The sequence below is a fragment of the Variovorax sp. PBS-H4 genome (assembly GCF_901827205.1).
Taxonomy (GTDB): domain Bacteria; phylum Pseudomonadota; class Gammaproteobacteria; order Burkholderiales; family Burkholderiaceae_C; genus Variovorax.
In genome coordinates, this window is record NZ_LR594675.1 from 871,570 (window position 1) to 889,461 (window position 17,892).

Below are 17,892 nucleotides of genomic sequence, written 5' to 3' on the forward strand. Positions count from 1 at the left end.
CATGAAAACCCTCCGCCATCTTGCGATCCTGCTCGCCCTCTGCCTGCCGGTCGCCGCCGCTGCGCAAGGCGCCACCGATTTCCCGAGCAAGCCGATCCGCATCGTCGTGCCCTTCCCGGCGGGTGGCGCCACCGATGCGGCGGCGCGGCTGGTCGCCACCCAGATGAGCGAGAAATGGGGGCAGCCGGTGGTGGTGGACAACCGTGCCGGCGCCGGCGGCAACGTGGGTTCGGACCTGGTCGCGAAGTCCGCGCCCGACGGGTACACGCTCGTGATGGGGGTGACAGGCTCGCACGCGATCAACACCTCGCTCTACAGCAGGATGCCCTACGACCCGGTGGCCGATTTCGTCCCCATCAGCCAGGTCGCGGTGGTGCCGAACGTGCTGGTGGTCCACCCCTCGGTGCCCGCGAAGAACCTCGACGAGCTGGTCGCGCTGGCCAAGCGCGAACCCGGCCGGCTCAACTACGCCTCGCTCGGCAACGGGACCGCAGCGCACCTGGGCATGGAGATGCTCAAGTCGGCGGCCGGCATCGACGTCACGCACGTTCCCTACAAGGGCAGCGCGCCGGCAGTGACCGACCTCCTGGCCGGCCAGGTGCACATGATGGTCGACGGCTTGCCGTCGGCCCTGCCGCACATCAAGGCCGGCAAGCTGCGCGCGATCGCGCTGACCAGCCTGCACCGCGCGCCGTCGGTTCCCGATCTGCCCACCATCGCCGAGCGCTACCCCGGCTTCTATGCCGATGCCTGGTCGGGGCTGTTCGCGCCCAAGGGCACGCCGCAGCCGGTGGTCGACAAGCTCTCGGCCGAGGTGCAGCGCATCCTGAAGCTGCCCGAGGTGCGCGAGAAGCTGGCCGCGCTGGGCGCCGAGCCGGTCGGCTCGACGCAGGCGGAGTTCGCCGCGCATGTGAAGCGCGAGATCGACAAATGGGCAAAGGTCGTGAAGTCGAGCGGCGCCAAGGTGGATTGACATGAACGACCCGGCACTCGACCCCGTCACGCTCGCCGTGTTGCGCGGCCGCCTGGAGCAGGTCGCCGACGAGATGGACGCCACGCTCTACCGCAGCGCGTTCAACCCCATCATTGCCGAGGCGCACGATGCCTGCCACGGCCTGTACGACGCCCGCACCGGCGACACGCTGGTCCAGGGCAAGTCGGGCCTGCCGGTGTTCGTCGGCGCGATGGCGTTCGCGGTGCGCGCCACGGTGGCCGCCGCCGAGAAGCGCGGCGGCATGCGGGACGGCGACATCTGGATCAGCAACGACGCCTACGACGGCGGCACCCACGCCAACGACTTCAAGCTGGTGCGTCCGTTCTTCCGACACGGCAAGCTCTGGTGCCACATGGCCTCGGCCGCGCACTGGCACGACGTGGGCGGCGCCGTGCCCGGCAACTACAACCCGGCCGCCACCGAATGCTGGCAGGAGGCGGTGCAGATTCCGCCGGTGCGCATCGTGCGCAACGGCGAGCTCGACCTGGACGTGCTGGCCATCCTGCGCGCCAACACGCGCCTGCCCGAGAGCCTCTGGGGCGACCTCAACGGGCAGCTGGCCGCGCTGGAGCTCGGTGCGAAGCGGCTGAACGGCCTGCTCGACGAATACGGCGACGCGCTGGTGCTGCAGGCCATGGGCGAACTGCGCGGGCGGGCGCTCAAGCTGATGCGTTCGCACATCGCCTCGCTGCCCGACGGCCGCTACAGCTTCGAGGACCAGCTCGACAACGACGGCATCACGCCCGAGCCGCTCACCATCGCGCTGGACATGACGGTGGCCGGCGATCGGCTCGAGCTCGACTTCTCGCGCAGCTCGCCGCAATGCGCGGGGCCGGTCAACATCTCGCGCGCCACCGCGGTGGCGGCCTGCTATGTCGCGCTCAAGCATCTGTTCCCGGACGTGCCGGCCAATGCCGGCGTGCTGGACGCGGTCGACTTCCGCATCCCCGACCGGCTGGTGATCAGCGCCGAACGCCCGCGCCCGATGGGCGGCTACACCGAGACCATCCTGCGCATGATCGACGTGATCTTCAGCGCGGCGGCAAAGGCCGATCCGGCGCGTGCGGTGGCGCAGGCCTACGGCACCATCAATGCGCTGTCGATCGCGGGGCACCGCAGCGATGCCGGCCGCGAAGGCCAGCGCTGGGTGATGTTCAGCTTCTTCGGCGGCGGCCATGGGGCGCACTCGGGCGGCGACGGCCTGTCGCATGGCAATGCGCCGATCTCCACCGCCACCATTCCGCCGCTGGAGATCCTGGAGGCCGCCTACCCGGTGCGCTTCACCGAGTGGTCCCTGCGCGCCGACTCGGGCGGGGACGGCCGGTACCGCGGGGGCCTGGGCGCGGTCTACGAGATCGAACTGCTGGAGAAGGATGCCGAGGTCTTCGTCTTCGGCGAGCGCGGCAGCTCGCCGCCCAAGGGCATCGCCGGCGGTGGCCCGGGCGCGCTCAACGTCTTCCGCTACGAGAACGAGGGCACCTGGCATGTGCCGCCCATGGTGTCGAAGATGCGCGGCATCCGGCTCGCGCGCGGCGAGCGCGTGCGCCTTGAAACCCCGGGCGGCGGGGGCTGGGGCCCGCCGGCCGAGCGCCGGCCGGAGCAGCGCGAACAGGACCGCGCCATGGGCTATGTAGGTCCACAAGCCAGCGGCCAGAAGGAAAGCAAGTGACGACAGCAGCAGAAAAGTCCAGCGCCGGTGGCTCGCTGGTGGTCGGCGTCGATGTGGGCGGCACCTTCACCGACCTGTTCGTGCTCGACGAGGCGCAGGGCACGGCCCGCATCGTCAAGGTGCCTTCCACCCGCGGCGAAGAGGCGCGTGGTTTCATGAACGGCGTGGCGCGCGTGGCGGACTCGGCCGCGGCCATTGCCACCATCGTGCATGGCACCACCGTCGGCACCAACGCGCTGCTCGAGCGCAAGGTCGCGAAGACCGGCATCCTCACCACCCGCGGCTTCCGCGACGTGCTGGAGATGCGCCGGCGCGACCGCCCGCAGACCTGGGGCCTGCGCGGCAGCTTCGTGCCGGTGGTGCCGCGCCAGCTGCGGCGCGAGGTGGACGAACGCGTGCTGGCGGACGGCACGCTGCACACGCCGGTCGATCTCGAGCAGGTGCGCGCCGAGGCGCGCGCGCTGCTGGCAGACGGCTGCGAAGCGATCTGCGTGTTCTTCATCAACACCTATGCCAATCCCGAGAACGAGCGGCGCGCCGTCGCGGCGGTGCGCGAGCTCTGGCCCAATGCGCACGTGACCTCGGCCAGCGAGGTGCTGCCCGAGATCCGCGAGTTCGAGCGCTGCTCCACCGCCACGCTCAATGCGGCGCTTCAGCCGGTGGTCGGCAATTACCTGCAGCGGCTCGAGTCCGATCTGCGCGGGCAGGGCTTTGCCGGCGAGCTGCTGGTGGTGCAGAGCAACGGCGGCGTGATGTCGCGCGCCACTGCCGGCGAGCTGCCGGTGCGCACCGCGCTCTCGGGCCCCGCAGCCGGCGTGATCGCCTGTGCGGAAATCGCGCGCGCCGCGGGCTTTCCGAACGCGATCACCGGCGACATGGGCGGTACCTCCTTCGATGTCTCGCTCATCGCCGATGGCGAGGCCGCGCTGGCGGCGCAGACCGCGATCGACTTCGGCATGGTGATCCGCTCGCCGATGATCCAGATCGAAACCATCGGCGCCGGCGGCGGCTCCATCGCGTCGGTGGATGCCAGCGGCATGCTGCAGGTGGGTCCCGAGTCGGCGGGCAGTGTGCCCGGCCCGGCCTGCTACGGGCGCGGCAACATGCGGCCCACGGTGACCGATGCCAATGTGCTGCTCGGCCGAATCGCCGCCGACCGGCCCCTGGGCGGCGGGCTGCTGGCGGCGCTCGACGCGGGCAAGGCGCGACAGGCGATCGAGCAACACGTGGCGCAGCCACTGGGCCTGGAGGTGCATGCCGCGGCCGAGGCTATCCTCACGGTGGCCAATGCGCGCATGGCCGGTGCGATCCGGCTGGTGTCGATCGAGCGCGGCCACGATCCGCGCCGCTTCGCCTACATGCCCTTCGGCGGTGGCGGCGCCTTGCATGTGTGCGCCATGATGCGCGAGGTGGGTGTGGCCACCGGCATCGTGCCGCGCTATCCGGGCGTGACGTCGGCGCTGGGCTGCGTGATCGCCGACATGCGGCACGACGCGGTGCAGACCCTCAACCGTTCGCTGGACGAGCTCGACGTCGAGGCCTTGCGCGTGCGCGTGGCAGAGCTGGCGGAAGGCTGCCAGCAGCGGCTCGATTCGGCCGGCGTGCGCTTCCACGAGGTGCGCGAAGTCGTCGCGCTGGACATGCTCTACGCCGGCCAGACCCATACGCTGCCGGTGACGCTGCCCGGTGCCGAAGCGCTGACGCGCGCGGGCATCCGCGGCGCCTTCGAGGCCAGCTATGCGGCCGCTTTCGGCCGCGTGCTCGACGGTATCGGCATTCGCGTGATGAACCTGCGTTATGCGCGCATCGGCGTGCGGCCCAAGTTCGACCTGGCGGTGCTGGCGCCAGAGGGGGAGGGCAGCGTCGCGTCGCTCGGTACCCAGCGCGTCTTCCACCAGGGGGCCTGGCACGAAGCCGTGCGCTACGCGCGGCTCGCGCTGCCGGTCGGCACGCGGGTGGAAGGGCCTGCGATCCTGGAGCAGGCCGATACCACCGTGTGGCTCGAGCCCGGCTTCCAGGCCGAGGTCGATGCCTTCGGCAATCTGCTCGTGAGGCTCGCATGAGCCGCACGGCCGCTCCGAAGGCGAATAGCACCGCAGCCGAAGGCGAAGGTACTCCAGTGAGCCGCACGGCCGCTCCGAAGGCGAATAGCACCGCAGCGCGCAGCGCGGAGGCTACCCAAATGAACGCCGACAACCTCATTGCCGGGGCGAAGACGGCGCTGGTCATCGTCGATCTGCAGAACGACTTTTTGAACCCGAAGGGCGCCTATGCGCGCGGCGGCGACAGCAACCCGGCGGCGGCGCCGCTGCCCGAGCGCGTGGCCGGCGTGGCGCGTGCGCTCAAGGCGGTCGGCGGGCTGGTCGCGGCGAGCCAGTTCACGCTCTGGCCAGGCGCGGACGGCGAGCCCATGGTGTCGCCGCACCTCAAGGCGCTGCGCCCTTTCCTTCGCAAGGGCGACTTCGCGCCCGGCAGCTGGGGGCAGGCGAATGTGGATGCACTCGCAGGGCTGGTCGACGTCGTCGTTTGCAAGGTGGCGTATTCGGCTTTCTTCAACACCCAGCTCGACTGGGTGCTGCGCCGGGCGGGGATCGAGACCTTGGCGGTGTGCGGGATCGTCACCAATGGGGGTGTTGCGAGTACGGTGCGCGATGCGCACATGCGCGACTACCGAACGCTGGTGCTGGGTGATGGCTGTGCGGCCTTCGGGGAGGAGCGGCATCAGACTTCGCTGGCGGACATGGGCAATGTGGCCGAGGTGGTGGATTGCGCGGAGTTCGTGCGGCGGTTGGCATGACTCGAGCTTGGCCGTTGGGTGAAGGGCGGTCCTTCTTGCTCCCTCTCCTTACGGGGGATGGTTGGGGTGGGGGCACTGGGCGCTTGTTTTGGCGGTGTGGTTGGTTTGAGGCTGGAGCCGGGGCGTCGTCCCGGCAGCCGAGTCACTTTCTTTTGTCTCGCCAAAAGAAAGTAACCAAAGAAAAGGCGACCCCACTGCGCGCGTCCCTCCGCTTCGCTACGGGCAACCTGCGGTGCTCGCTTCAGGCGGGGTCCGCGCAAACTCGCTTCGCTCAAACACGCGCGGCCCTTTATCCGCCTGAAGCTGCGCTCCTCGGCACGCGCAGAGGGGAGTGGGACGGGCCATTGCTTCGCTCGGCCGCCAACGGCCTCGCTGCGCGAGACCTGGGACAGGTGCTTGCGTACATGGACGAGCATGGACATCGTCACGAGCACGAGCACGAGCACGAGCACGAGCACGAGCACGAGCACGAGTATGTGCATGTGCATGTGCATCTGCGTTCGAGCGAGAGTCGGCGTAAGTCGGGGCCCAGGGCTGACGCTCATCTGCAAACCACACAAGGACGCGCCATGGCGCGTTGGATTCCAAGTCCCCTCTGGCCGCGCCGAGGAGCGGAGCTTTTCGCGGATCAGGGCCGCGCGTGTTTGAGCGAAGCGAGTTTGCGCGGACCCCGCGAAAAGCGAGCACCGCAGGTTGCCCGTAGCGAAGCGGAGGGTCGCGGCCGGTGGGGTCGCCTTTTCTTTGGTTACTTTCTTTTGGCGAGACAAAAGAAAGTGACTCGGCTGCCGGGACGACGCCCCGGCTCCGGGCTCAAAAAAAGCGCAATGTATCAATCGAAGGCCCGATCCCCTCACCCCCGCCCTCCTCTGGAGCGGGAGGGGGCAACGAGGACATTGAGTCGGGAGGAGATCGCCCCATGACGCAGGCACCCCCGCGAAGCGTCCGTCGAGCGCCCCACTTCGACCCCGAGGCACAGCAAGTCAGCGTAGCCATCGTCGGCGCCGGGGCCTGCGGCCTGACCGCAGCGCTGATGCTGCACGACGCCGGCATCGAGTGCGTGGTGCTGGAGCGCGATGCCCGGCCGAGCGGCTCGACCGCGCTGTCCTCCGGCTTCATCCCGGCGCCCGGCACGCGGGTGCAGCGCGAGCACGGCATCGAGGACAGTGCCGAGCGATTCGCCACTGAAATCCAGGCCAAGGCGCACGGTCGCGCAGCACCTGCGCTGGTGCACGCCTACACCGAGGCCATCGGCCCTGCGCTCGATGCGCTGCAGGCACGGCATGGGCTGGACTGGGTGCTGCTCGACGGCTTTCTCTATCCAGGCCACGGCGTGCACCGCATGCATGCGCTGACGCAGAAGACTGGCGCCGCGCTCATGGCGGCTCTGCAATCTGCGGCCGAAGCTGCCGGCATCCCGGTGCTGACGCAGGCGCTGGTCGAAACCCTGTGGCTCGACGACGCGGACCGCGTGATCGGCCTCGGCTATCGCCGGCCCGACGGTCGCGAGGAGCAACTGGGCTGTGATGCCCTGCTGCTGGCCTGCAACGGCTTCGGCGGCAATGCGGCGATGGTGCGCGAGCTGCTGCCCGAGATGGCCGATGCCGCATTCGGCGGACATGTCGGCAATGATGGCAGCGCCATTCTCTGGGGCCGCGCCCTGGGCGCACGACTGCGCGACCTCGGCGGCTACCAGGGGCACGGATCGTGGGTCACCCCGCAGGGCGCGCTGATGTCCTGGGCCGTGATGATGGAAGGCGGCATCCAGCTCAACGGCGCAGGCCGCCGCTTCCACGACGAGACGCAGGGCTATTCGGAAGCGGCCGTGAAGGTGCTGGCACAGCCGGGCAGCATTGCCTGGAATGTGTTCGATGCGCCGCTGCTGGCGCTCGCGCGGGAGTTCCCCGACTTCTGCGAGGCGGAGGCCGCCGGGGCGCTGCGGCGCTGCGACACGGTGGCGCAGCTGGCGGCCTGCATCGGCTGCGATGCGACGACCCTGCAGGGCACGCTGGATGTGCTGCGCAACACCGGCCCACAGCCGGATGGCCGCGTGTTCAGGCGCGGCCTGTCCGCGCCGTACTTTGCCGTCAAGGTGACAGGCGCGCTGTTCCACACGCAAGGCGGCCTGGATGTCGCGGCGGACATGCGCGTATTGCGCAAGGACGGCTCGGCCCTGCCCAACCTGCTCGCCGCCGGTGGCGCGGCCGGCGGCGTCTCGGGCGATGCGGTGTGGGGCTATCTCTCGGGCAACGGCCTGCTGAGCGCGGTGGCCGGCGGCGCCATCGCGGCACGCACGGCGGCGGCGCTGCTGATCGGAAAGGAAAAGACATGACGAACAAGACTTCACTGAAGGCGCGGCTCGCCTCGCGCGAGATCGTGCTGGCGCCGGGCATCTACGACGCGCTCAGCGCGCTGGTGGCCGAGCAGGCCGGCTTCGAGGCGCTGTATCTCTCGGGCGCCTCGATCGCCTACACACGGCTGGGCCGCTCGGACGTGGGCCTGACCACGTACACGGAGGTCGCCGACACCCTGGCGCGCATCTGCGAGCGCGTCGCGCTGCCGGTGATCGTCGATGCCGACACCGGCTTCGGCAACGCGCTCAACACCCAGCGCGCCGTGCGCGGCTTCGAGCGCGCCGGCGCCGCCATGATCCAGATCGAGGACCAGGGCTTTCCCAAGCGCTGCGGCCACCTCGACGGCAAGACCGTCGTGCCGGTGCGCGAGATGCAAGGCAAGCTCGAGGCCGCGCTCGATGCACGCGACTCGGCCGAGACGCTGATCCTGGCGCGTACCGATGCGCTCGCGGTCGAGGGCCTGGAGGCGGCGCTGGACCGGGCCGAGGCCTACCTGGCCTGCGGCGTGGACGCGCTCTTCATCGAGGCACTGCGCTCGCCCGAGCAGATGGACGCGGCCTGCCGGCGCTTCGCCGACCGCATCCCGCTGCTGGCCAACATGGTCGAAGGCGGCAAGACGCCGATCCAGGACGCGGATGCGCTCCAGGCCCACGGCTTTCGCATCGCAATCTTTCCGGGCGGCACGGCCCGCGCGGTGGTGCACACGTTGCAGGGCTACTACGGCAGTCTGCAGCGGCATCGCACCACGCAGCCGTGGCGCGACCGGATGCTGGACTTCGATGGGCTCAACGCGGTGATCGGAACGCCCGAGCTGATGGCGCTCGGAAAGCGCTACGAATAAGCGGCGCAGGGGCCGACGGGTCGTGCCGCGCCGGCCGCGCGGCTCAATAACCTTCGCGCGCTGTCGGGCTTTCATCGGGCCAGGCATGAATGGACTGCAAAATAGCACGATCGTTCGTTTTATTGCCAGCCGTTCCAACTCATGCCAAACCCCGGCCCCTCCAAAGTCTCCCGCGCGCCGCAGAAGGGCCAGCAGACCAAGGCCGTCATCGTCGATGCGGCGTTGAACCTGGCCGCGCAGATCGGCCTCGAGGGCTTGTCGATCGGCGCCCTGGCCGAGGTCACGGGCATGAGCAAGTCCGGCGTGTTCGCCCATTTCGGCTCGCGCGAGGAACTGCAGATCTCGGTGGTGCGCGAGTACCACGCGCGCTTCGAGCAGGAGGTGTTCTATCCGGCCGTGCAGGCCCCGCGCGGACTGCCGCGGCTGCGCGCGCTGTTCGCCAACTGGATGAAACGCACCTCGGCCGAAATCGATTCCGGCTGCATCTATATCAGCGGTGCGGTCGAGTTCGACGACCGGCCGGGCCCGGTGCGCGATGCGCTGGCCGAGTCGGTGAACACCTGGCTGGCCGCCATGCTGCGCGCCGTGCTGCAAGCCCAGGAGGCTGGCCATCTGCACGCCGATGCCGACGCCAAGCAGATCTCCTTCGAGATCCACGCGCTGATCCTGGCGCTGCACTACGAGGCCCGCTTCCTGCGCTCGCCCGAGTCGCTGGCACGTGCCAACGCGGGCTTCGACAACATCCTCGCGCGCTGCGCAACGCCCGAAGCGCTGGGCGCCCCGGCGGCCACGTCCGCTTCGTCGCGCCGGCTGACGCCAGTGCGCTGAGCGCGGCGCCGCTCGACTGCTCTTTCAAACTCGCTTCTTCTTTTTTCCGGAGACTCTTCCCATGCCCGCCTACACCCCACCTCTTCGCGACATGCAGTTCGTGATGCACGAAGTGCTCAAGGTCACCGACGAATTCAAGGCGCTGCCCAAGCACGCGGAGGTCGATGCCGACACCATCAACGCGGTGCTGGAAGAGGGCGGCAAGTTCGCCGCCGAGGTGACGTTTCCGCTCAACATCAGCGGCGACGAGGAAGGCTGCGTGCTCGACAGGACCACGCACGAGGTGAAGACGCCCAAGGGCTTCAAGGAGGCCTACGCCAAGTACGTCGAGGGCGGCTGGGCAGCGTTGTCCTGCGACCCGCAGTTCGGCGGCCAGGGCCTGCCCTTCGTGGTCAACCAGTGCTTCTACGAGATGCTCAACTCGGCCAACCAGGCCTGGACCATGTACCCGGGCCTCTCGCATGGCGCGTATGAGGCGCTGGTCGCGCACGGCACCGACGAGCAGAAGAAGACCTACCTGCCCAAGCTCACCAGCGGCGAATGGACCGGCACCATGTGCCTGACCGAGCCGCACTGCGGCACCGACCTGGGCCTGCTGCGCACCCGGGCCGAGCCGCAGCCCGACGGCAGCTACAAGCTGACCGGCAACAAGATCTTCATCTCGGCCGGCGAGCACGACATGGCCGAGAACATCATCCACCTGGTGCTCGCCCGCCTGCCCGACGCGCCCAAGGGCAGCAAGGGCATCAGCCTGTTCGTGGTGCCCAAGTTCAACGTCAAGGCCGACGGCTCGCTCGGCAGCCGCAACGGCATCTACTGCGGCGGGCTGGAGCACAAGATGGGCATCCACGGCAACGCCACGGCGCAGATCGTGCTCGAAGGTGCCAGCGGCACGCTGGTGGGCGAGCCCAACAAGGGCCTGGCAGCGATGTTCGTGATGATGAATGCGGCGCGCCTGGGCGTAGGCAACCAGTCTCTGGGCCTGACCGAGGTCGCTTTCCAGAACGCGCTCGCCTATGCCAAGGACCGCCTCCAGATGCGCTCGCTGTCGGGCGTGAAGGCCAGGGACAAGGAGGCCGACCCGATCATCGTGCACCCCGACGTGCGCAAGATGCTGATGACGGCGAAGGCCTATGCCGAGGGCGGGCGCGCACTGGCCATCTTCTGCACGCTGCTGCTCGACAAGGAGCACCACCATCCCGACGAGAAGGTGCGCAAGGACGCAGGCGAGCTCGTTGCGCTGCTGACGCCGATCGTGAAGGCCTTCATCACCGACAACGGCCACATCTCGACCAATGCGTGCATGCAGGTTTTCGGCGGCCATGGCTTCATCAAGGAATGGGGCATGGAGCAATTCGTGCGCGACAACCGCATCAACATGATCTACGAGGGCACCAACACCATCCAGTCGCTCGACCTGCTGGGCCGCAAGGTGCTCGGCAACAACGGCGCCACGCTGAAGAAGTTCGGCAAGCTGGTCGCGAAGCTGGTCGAGGAGGAGGGCGTCAACGAGAAGATGAGCGAGTTCATCACGCCCATCGCAGTGCTCGGCGAACAGCTCACCAAGTTCACGACCGAGCTCGGCTTCCGCGGATTCCAGAACCCCGATGAAGTCGGCGCCGCGGCGGTGGACTACCTGCGCGTGGCGGGCCACTTCGTGTTCGGCTACATGTTCGCGCTGCAGGCGCGCGTGGCGCTCGCCCAGATCGCTGCCGGCAACACCGACAGCTTCTACCAGGCCAAGCTGCAGACCGCGCGCTTCTACTTCGCCAAGCTCTTCCCCGAGACGGCGACGCTGATGCGTACCGCGCGGGCCGGCGCGGCGCCGCTCATGAACACCGACGCTGCTCTGGCTTGATCATGATGAAGCATCTTCTTGCGGTGACGGCCCTTCTGGCAACCGGCTCGGCCTTCGCGCAAATGACGCCGGTCGGCGCCTGGCAGAGCATCGACGACAAGACCAGCGAAGCCAAGTCGCAGATCCGCATCGCCGACGCTGGCGGCGTGCTCAACGGCCGCATCGAGAAGCTGCTGCGCAAGGAAGCCAAGCAGGACGCCGTGTGCGACGAATGCACCGACGACCGCAAGGGCAAGCCGCTCGTGGGCCTCGAGATCATTCGCGGCGCGAAGAAGGTCGAAGGCAAGGAGGTCTGGGAGGACGGAAAGATCCTCGACCCCGAGAACGGCAAGAGCTACACGCTGCGGCTCACACCCATCGACGGCGGCAAGAAGCTCGAAGTGCGCGGCTCGGTGTTCGGCATCGGCCGCACGCAGACCTGGGTCCGCGTCCAGTAAGACATCCATCTGTTGGAAATTCCATGTCCAAGTCTCAAGTGAAGAAGGTCGCCGTGCTCGGCGCCGGCGTGATGGGCGCGCAGATTGCGGCGCATCTCGTCAACGTGCGCGTGCCGGTGGTGCTGTTCGACCTCCCCGCCAAGGAAGGGCCGAAGAACTCCATCGTGACGCGTGCCATCGACAACCTCAAGAAGCTCAAGCCCGCTCCGCTGGGCGACGCGGCCGATGCCGAGCTGATCGAACAGGCCAACTACGAAGAAGATCTCGCGAAACTCGGCGAGTGCGACCTGGTGATCGAGGCGATTGCCGAGCGCATGGACTGGAAGCTCGATCTGTACAGAAAGATTGCGCCGCATGTGGCCAAACACGCGATCCTGGCGTCGAACACATCCGGCCTGTCGATCACCAGTCTGAGCGAGGCGCTGCCCGAGGCGCTGAAGCCGCGCTTCTGCGGCATCCACTTCTTCAACCCGCCGCGCTACATGTTCCTGGTCGAGCTGATCAACACGCCGACGACCGAGCCGCAGGTGCTCGACCAGCTCGAGGCCTTCGTCACCAGCGCGCTCGGCAAGGGCGTGGTGCGCGCGCACGACACGCCCAACTTCATCGCCAACCGCGTAGGCATTGCCGGCATGCTGGCCACGTTGAAGGAGGTCGAGAAGTTCGGCCTCACACCCGACGTGGTGGACGACCTCACCGGCAAGAAGCTGGGCCGCGCGAGCTCGGGCACTTTCCGTACTGCCGATGTGGTGGGCCTGGACACCATGGCCCATGTGGTGAAGACGCTGCAGGACACCCTGAGTGCGGAGACCGATCCCTTCTACGCCAACTTCGCGACGCCGCCGGTGCTGGCCAAGTTGCTGGAGCTCGGCAACCTGGGGCAGAAGACGAAGGCCGGCTTCTACAAGAAGGCAGGCAGGGACATCCTGCGCTTCGACCTGGCCAAGGGCGACTACGTGCCCTCGGGCGAGAAGGCCGACGAGGTCTACGGCCGCATGCTCAAGAAGCCCGCGGCCCAGCGCCTGAAGCTGCTGCGCGAGAGCGAGGGCGCGCAGGGCCGCTTCCTCTGGGCCATCCTGCGCGACAGCTTCCACTATGCGGCGGTACACCTGGCGACCATCGCGGAGAGCGCGCGCGATGTGGACTTCGCCATGCGCTGGGGCTTCGGCATGAAGCAAGGCCCCTTCGAGCTCTGGCAGGAAGCAGGCTGGGCGCAGGTCGCCAAGTGGATCCAGGAAGACATCGATGCCGGCGAGGCGCTGTCGAGCGCGCCGCTGCCGAAGTGGGTGTTCGAGGGCCCCGTGGCCGAGGCCGGCGGCGTGCATGCGCCCGAGGGCTCGTGGAGCGCCTCTCAGAATCGATTCGTGCCGCAGCGCCGGCTGCCGGTGCACGAGCGCCAGCTCTTTCCCGAAAGCGTGTCGGGCAGCAATGCCGCCGATCCAAACCTTGCAGGCACGACGATCCAGGATGAGGGCGACGTGCGTCTCTGGACGCTGGATGGCGAGGTGCTGATCGCGAGCATCCACTCGAAGATGCACGCCATCAGCCCCGACGTGGCCGACGCGCTGTCAGCCGGGGTCGACCTGGCCGAGCGCGAATACAAGGCGATGGTGATCTGGTCGCCCGACGAGATGTTCTCCGTCGGCGCCGACCTGCAAGCCATGCTGCCGGCCTTCGTGGTCGCTGGCATCGGCGCGGTCGAAGGCGCGGAGCAGGAGTTGCAGAACGTGATGCTCAAGATCCGCTACGCCGGCGTGCCGGTGGTGTCGGCGGTGCGCGGCATGGCGCTGGGCGGCGGCTGCGAGCTGGCCATTTATTCGGCGAAGCGCGTCGCGGCAATGGAGAGCTACATCGGCCTGGTCGAGGTCGGCGTGGGCCTGGTGCCCGGCGCCGGCGGCCTGACCTACATCGCGCGCCGTGCGGCCGAGAATGCGGCGACCTCCACCGGCAGCGACCTGCTGCCCTTCCTGACCGAAGGCTTCACAGCTGCAGCCATGGCCAAGGTGGGCACCAGTGCGCTCGAATCGAGGAAGCTGGGCTACCTGCTCGACAGCGACGTGATCGTGCCCAACAAGGACGAGCTGCTCCACGTCGCCTTGCAGCAGGCGAAGGCCATGGCCGACGCGGGATGGCGCGCGCCGATGCGCCGGCGATTCAAGGTTGCCGGACGCAGCGGAGCCGCCACCATCAAGGGCCAGCTGGTGAACATGCGCGACGGCGGGTTCATCAGCGAGCACGATTTCCACATCGCTGGCCTGATCGCGGGCGTCGTCACAGGCGGCGACGTCGATGCCGGCAGCCTGGTGAACGAGGAGTACCTGATGGCGCTGGAGCGCAAGGCCTTCTGCTCGCTGATTCTTCATCCCAAGACGCAGGAGCGGATCATGGGGATGCTTTCCACGGGCAAGCCGTTGCGCAACTGAGCGAACGACCATGGCCGCCGAGGACGACGTCTCTGTTCCCCTCTCCCGCTCGCGGGAGAGGGTCAGGGTGAGGGCCAGGACCCTGCGAGAAAGCGCAACCGACGCTGAGACCCGGCTCTGGTGCCACCTCAGAGACCGCCGCCTCGCCGGCTACAGATTCCGCCGCCGGCGCTCCGTGGGTCCGTACTTCGCCGACTTCGTACCTTGTAAAGCGCAAGCGTTGCAGACCCTCACCCCAGCCCTCTCCCGCAAGCGGGAGAGGGAGCAAGACACCAAGGACCTATCGCCATGAAACAACTCCAGGACGCCTACATCGTCTCCGCGACCCGCACCCCGATCGGCCGCTCCCACCGCGGCTTCTTCCGCAACACGCGCCCCGACGACCTGCTCGCGACCACGCTGAAGGCGGCGCTCGCGGCGGTGCCGAACCTGGACCCGAAGCTCATCGAGGACATCGTCTGCGGCTGTGCCATTCCCGAGGGGCAGCAGGGCCTGAACGTGGCGCGGATCGGCGCCGTGCTGGCCGGCCTGCCCACCAGCATCGGCGGCATCACCGTCAACCGCTTCTGCGCCTCGGGGCTCTCGGCGGTGCAGATGGCAGCCGACCGTATCCGCGTCGGCGAGGCCGAAGTGATGATTGCCGCAGGCGTCGAGAGCATGAGCATGGTGCCGATGATGGGCAACTCGCCATCGCTGTCGCCCTCGATCTTCGAGCGCGATGGCGACGTCGGCATCGCCTACGGCATGGGCCTGACCGCCGAGAAGGTGGCACAGCAATGGAAGGTGAGCCGCGAGGCGCAGGACGCCTTCGCGCTGCAGTCGCACCAGCGCGCGCTGGCGGCGCAGCAGGCAGGCGACTTCGACGCCGAGATCATGCCGGTCGAGGTGACGGAGCGCACACCCGACCTGGACAGCGGCGAAGCCATCGCCAAGACCCGCACGGTAAAGCTCGACGAGGGCCCGCGGCCGGACACCAGCCTCGATGGCCTGGCCAGGCTGCGCACCGTGTTTGCCGCCCGCGGAAGCGTCACCGCCGGCAACAGCTCGCAGACTTCCGACGGCGCCGGTGCACTGATCCTCGCGAGCGAGAAGGCCTGCCAGCAATTCGATCTGAAGCCGCTCGCGCGCTTCGTCAGCTTCGCGAGCAAGGGCGTGCCGCCGCAGATCATGGGCATCGGGCCGATCGAGGCCATTCCGGCTGCCCTGCGCTACGCCGGCCTGACGCAGGACGCGATCGACTGGATCGAGCTCAACGAGGCTTTCGCGGCCCAGTCGTTGGCGGTGATCAACACCCTCGGGCTGGACCCGGCCAAGGTCAACCCGATGGGCGGCGCGATTGCGCTGGGCCATCCGCTGGGCGCGACGGGCGCTATCCGCTCGGCCACGGTGGTGCACGCGCTGCAGCGCAAGAAGCTCAAGTACGGCATGGTCACGATGTGCGTGGGCATGGGGCAGGGCGCCGCCGGCATCTTCGAACGAGTCTGATCACGCCACCCACCCGGGCGGCAGCGTCCCGCAGACGACTGCCCGAGTCCTTCAGCCGGAGCACACTTCCACCATGAGCACACACCCCCTGGACAAGGCGCTGGCGCTCGCGCACAGCGACATCCGTGTCGGCCACTTCACCGGCGCCACCAGTCCCGACTACTGGAACATGGTCGGACCCTTTGGCGGGACGACCGCGGCGGTGATGCTGCAGTCGGTGCTGAAGCATCCCGAACTGCTCGGAGCACCGGTCGCATTGACGGTCAACTATGCAGCCGCGCTCACGGCCGGTGCCTTCGAATTGCTGGCCGTACCGGTGCGCACCAACCGTTCCACGCAGCACTGGACGATCCAGTTGTCGCAGGCTGACGCGGCGGGGCAGGCGCAGATCGTGGGCACGGGCAGCGCAGTGACGGCCCTGCGGCGCGAGACCTGGGGCGCCAACGACCTGCCGATGCCCGAGGTGCCGCGGCCGATGGAGGTCGAGCGCCTGAGCATCGGGCCGGCCAAAGTGGCCTGGATCGACCGCTACGAGATGCGCCCGATCAGCGGAGCACTGCCCGTGCGCTGGGATGGCAGCGGCGATCAAAGCGAGACCCGGATGTGGGTGCGCGATGCGCCGGCGCGCCCGCTCGACTTCGCTGCGCTCGCGGCGCTGAGCGACTGCTTCTTTCCGCGCGTCTGGCTGCGGCGCGCCAGGCCGGTGCCGATCGGTACCGTGTCGATCACCACCTATTTCCACGTCGATGCCGCCCAGCTATCCGAGGTGGGCGACGGCCACCTGCTCGGCCGTGCCACCGGCCAGCAGTTCCGCAACGGCTACTTCGATCAGGCTGCGCAGCTGTGGAGCGAGGCCGGGGCCCTGCTCGCCACCTCGAACCAGATCGTGTACTTCAAGGAGTGAGAGCCTCCGCGAGGCGCCACACTCCGCCCACTTCTTTGCAGCAAGGACCTTCCATGAGCGACATCCTCGTGCACGCCGAAGCCGGCGTGATGACCCTGACCTTCAACCGGCTCGACAAGAAGAATTCAATTACCCGCGCCATGTACGCGGCGCTGGGCGACGCGCTGGCGAAGGCGGCCGAGGACAGCGCGGTGCGCGCGGTGCTGATCCAGGGCGACGCCACGATTTTCAGCGCGGGCAACGACATTGGCGACTTCCTGAATGCGCCGCCCTCGACGCCGGATTCGCCGGTATTCCGTTTCCTGCACGGCATCGCCGCCTTTCCGAAGCCGCTGGTGGCGGCGGTATGCGGACCGGCGGTGGGCATCGGCACCACCATGCTCTTCCATTGCGACCTGGTCTACGCGGGCGACAACGCGGCCTTCTCGATGCCTTTCGTCAACCTGGGCTTGTGTCCCGAGGCTGCGTCGAGCTTGCTGGTCCCGCAGATGTTCGGCTACCACCGTGCCGCCGAGGCGCTTCTGCTGGGCGAGCCCTTTATGGCGGAGGCCGCGCTCGAGGTCGGCCTGGTCAACCGCATCGTGCCGCCCACCGAGGCCAATTCCATCGCCCAGGCCCAGGCGCACAAGCTCGCGGCCAAGCCCCTGTCGTCGCTGATGGAGATCAAACGCCTGATGAAGAAGGGCCAGCAGGCGAGCGTCATCGAACGCATGGGTGAAGAGGGGGAGAGCTTCGGTCGCTTGCTGCGTGAGCCGGCGGCCAAGGAGGCGTTCACCGCGTTCATGGAAAAGCGCAAGCCCGACTTCTCAAAGGTCTGACGGCAGGAAGGTTCGAGGGTCTGACCCGGTCACTCCCTGGCGATCGCCCGCGGCCTCCCGTTGTCGTCGATCGCCACATAGGTGAACGTGGCCTCGGTCACCTTGATGTACTCGCCCTGCGCCTTGAAGCGCTCTGCGAAGACCTCGACCGTGACCGTCACCGAGGTGCGCCCGATCCGCACCAGCTTGGAATAGAAGGACAGGATGTCCCCCAGCCGCACCGGCTGCTTGAAGACGAATTCGTTGACCGCGACCGTGGCCATGCGGCCCTTGGCGTAGCGCGCCGGAATCACCGAGCCGGCCAGGTCGCACTGGGCCATGACCCAGCCGCCGAAGATGTCGCCGTTGGCGTTGACATCCGCCGGCAGCGGGATCACCTTGAGCACGAGTTCCATGTCGGCGGGCAGGCTCTTGAGGGTGGCTGAGAGGTTGGCGGGAACAGACATGGGCACAATCCGGGGAAAGCAACAGCCACGATTGTCTCCCC

15 protein-coding genes are annotated in these 17,892 nt (G+C 68.3%); 14 read left to right on the forward strand and 1 reads right to left on the reverse strand.

Features of this window, described 5'->3' with window-relative positions:
• Position 1 precedes the first annotated feature (1 nt).
• The 14 genes from E5CHR_RS04170 to E5CHR_RS04235 all read left to right on the forward strand — a co-directional run bounded on the left by E5CHR_RS04170 (position 2) and on the right by E5CHR_RS04235 (position 17,405).
• Complete coding sequence (locus tag E5CHR_RS04170; protein ID WP_162583558.1) at positions 2-973, forward strand: tripartite tricarboxylate transporter substrate binding protein; 972 nt, start codon at positions 2-4, stop codon at positions 971-973.
• 1 nt (position 974) lies between these two features.
• Complete coding sequence (locus tag E5CHR_RS04175) at positions 975-2,663, forward strand: hydantoinase B/oxoprolinase family protein (RefSeq protein WP_162578511.1); 1,689 nt, start codon at positions 975-977, stop codon at positions 2,661-2,663.
• A complete protein-coding gene (locus E5CHR_RS04180) occupies positions 2,660-4,726 on the forward strand; it encodes a hydantoinase/oxoprolinase family protein (protein WP_162578512.1) in 2,067 nt (688 codons plus the stop codon). Before E5CHR_RS04175 ends, E5CHR_RS04180 begins: the two co-directional genes overlap by 4 nt.
• 119 nt (positions 4,727-4,845) lie before the next feature.
• Complete coding sequence (locus E5CHR_RS04185; protein WP_162583559.1) at positions 4,846-5,460, forward strand: cysteine hydrolase family protein; 615 nt, start codon at positions 4,846-4,848, stop codon at positions 5,458-5,460.
• Positions 5,461-6,376: 916 nt separating this feature from the next.
• A complete protein-coding gene (locus E5CHR_RS04190; RefSeq protein ID WP_162578513.1) occupies positions 6,377-7,789 on the forward strand; it encodes an FAD-dependent oxidoreductase in 1,413 nt (470 codons plus the stop codon).
• Positions 7,786-8,652: an isocitrate lyase/PEP mutase family protein gene (locus E5CHR_RS04195; RefSeq protein WP_162578514.1), complete on the forward strand. Its 867-nt coding sequence runs from the start codon at positions 7,786-7,788 to the stop codon at positions 8,650-8,652. Before E5CHR_RS04190 ends, E5CHR_RS04195 begins: the two co-directional genes overlap by 4 nt.
• 141 nt (positions 8,653-8,793) lie before the next feature.
• Complete coding sequence (locus tag E5CHR_RS04200; protein ID WP_162578515.1) at positions 8,794-9,480, forward strand: TetR/AcrR family transcriptional regulator; 687 nt, start codon at positions 8,794-8,796, stop codon at positions 9,478-9,480.
• A gap of 61 nt (positions 9,481-9,541) precedes the next feature.
• A complete protein-coding gene (locus E5CHR_RS04205) occupies positions 9,542-11,338 on the forward strand; it encodes an acyl-CoA dehydrogenase C-terminal domain-containing protein (protein WP_162578516.1) in 1,797 nt (598 codons plus the stop codon).
• 2 nt (positions 11,339-11,340) lie between these two features.
• The gene (locus tag E5CHR_RS04210) at positions 11,341-11,775 is read left to right on the forward strand and encodes a DUF2147 domain-containing protein (RefSeq protein ID WP_443083061.1); all 435 of its coding nucleotides are present in this window, start codon (positions 11,341-11,343) and stop codon (positions 11,773-11,775) included.
• 23 nt (positions 11,776-11,798) lie between these two features.
• Positions 11,799-14,198, forward strand: coding sequence for a 3-hydroxyacyl-CoA dehydrogenase/enoyl-CoA hydratase family protein (locus tag E5CHR_RS04215; RefSeq protein WP_162578517.1), 2,400 nt, complete (start codon positions 11,799-11,801; stop codon positions 14,196-14,198).
• Between the two features lie 10 nt (positions 14,199-14,208).
• Positions 14,209-14,490: an endonuclease domain-containing protein gene (locus tag E5CHR_RS32110; RefSeq protein ID WP_162578518.1), complete on the forward strand. Its 282-nt coding sequence runs from the start codon at positions 14,209-14,211 to the stop codon at positions 14,488-14,490.
• Positions 14,487-15,683 (forward strand): acetyl-CoA C-acyltransferase, encoded by a 1,197-nt coding sequence (locus tag E5CHR_RS04225; RefSeq protein ID WP_162578519.1) that lies wholly within the window; start codon positions 14,487-14,489, stop codon positions 15,681-15,683. Before E5CHR_RS32110 ends, E5CHR_RS04225 begins: the two co-directional genes overlap by 4 nt.
• A 73-nt stretch (positions 15,684-15,756) precedes the next feature.
• The gene (locus tag E5CHR_RS04230; protein WP_162578520.1) at positions 15,757-16,587 is read left to right on the forward strand and encodes an acyl-CoA thioesterase; all 831 of its coding nucleotides are present in this window, start codon (positions 15,757-15,759) and stop codon (positions 16,585-16,587) included.
• Positions 16,588-16,640: 53 nt separating this feature from the next.
• Complete coding sequence (locus E5CHR_RS04235; RefSeq protein WP_162578521.1) at positions 16,641-17,405, forward strand: enoyl-CoA hydratase; 765 nt, start codon at positions 16,641-16,643, stop codon at positions 17,403-17,405.
• 29 nt (positions 17,406-17,434) lie between these two features.
• On the opposite strand, the gene E5CHR_RS04240 is transcribed toward E5CHR_RS04235, so the two are convergent.
• Positions 17,435-17,851 carry an acyl-CoA thioesterase gene (locus E5CHR_RS04240; RefSeq protein WP_162578522.1) on the reverse strand — a complete coding sequence of 139 codons (417 nt, stop codon included), beginning with the start codon at positions 17,849-17,851 and terminating at the stop codon, positions 17,435-17,437.
• Positions 17,852-17,892 lie beyond the last annotated feature (41 nt).

What these genes read in the sequence shown, in the direction of transcription:
- E5CHR_RS04170 (WP_162583558.1), top strand. Translation starts at nt 2, where the DNA reads ATGAAAACCCTCCGCCATCTTGCGATCCTGCTCGCCCTCTGCCTGCCG.
- E5CHR_RS04175 (WP_162578511.1), top strand. Translation starts at nt 975, where the DNA reads ATGAACGACCCGGCACTCGACCCCGTCACGCTCGCCGTGTTGCGCGGC.
- E5CHR_RS04185 (WP_162583559.1), top strand. Translation starts at nt 4,846, where the DNA reads ATGAACGCCGACAACCTCATTGCCGGGGCGAAGACGGCGCTGGTCATC.
- E5CHR_RS04190 (WP_162578513.1), top strand. Translation starts at nt 6,377, where the DNA reads ATGACGCAGGCACCCCCGCGAAGCGTCCGTCGAGCGCCCCACTTCGAC.
- E5CHR_RS04195 (WP_162578514.1), top strand. Translation starts at nt 7,786, where the DNA reads ATGACGAACAAGACTTCACTGAAGGCGCGGCTCGCCTCGCGCGAGATC.
- E5CHR_RS04200 (WP_162578515.1), top strand. Translation starts at nt 8,794, where the DNA reads ATGCCAAACCCCGGCCCCTCCAAAGTCTCCCGCGCGCCGCAGAAGGGC.
- E5CHR_RS04205 (WP_162578516.1), top strand. Translation starts at nt 9,542, where the DNA reads ATGCCCGCCTACACCCCACCTCTTCGCGACATGCAGTTCGTGATGCAC.
- E5CHR_RS04210 (WP_443083061.1), top strand. Translation starts at nt 11,341, where the DNA reads ATGATGAAGCATCTTCTTGCGGTGACGGCCCTTCTGGCAACCGGCTCG.
- E5CHR_RS04215 (WP_162578517.1), top strand. Translation starts at nt 11,799, where the DNA reads ATGTCCAAGTCTCAAGTGAAGAAGGTCGCCGTGCTCGGCGCCGGCGTG.
- E5CHR_RS32110 (WP_162578518.1), top strand. Translation starts at nt 14,209, where the DNA reads ATGGCCGCCGAGGACGACGTCTCTGTTCCCCTCTCCCGCTCGCGGGAG.
- E5CHR_RS04225 (WP_162578519.1), top strand. Translation starts at nt 14,487, where the DNA reads ATGAAACAACTCCAGGACGCCTACATCGTCTCCGCGACCCGCACCCCG.
- E5CHR_RS04230 (WP_162578520.1), top strand. Translation starts at nt 15,757, where the DNA reads ATGAGCACACACCCCCTGGACAAGGCGCTGGCGCTCGCGCACAGCGAC.
- E5CHR_RS04235 (WP_162578521.1), top strand. Translation starts at nt 16,641, where the DNA reads ATGAGCGACATCCTCGTGCACGCCGAAGCCGGCGTGATGACCCTGACC.
- E5CHR_RS04240 (WP_162578522.1), bottom strand. Translation starts at nt 17,851, where the DNA reads ATGTCTGTTCCCGCCAACCTCTCAGCCACCCTCAAGAGCCTGCCCGCC.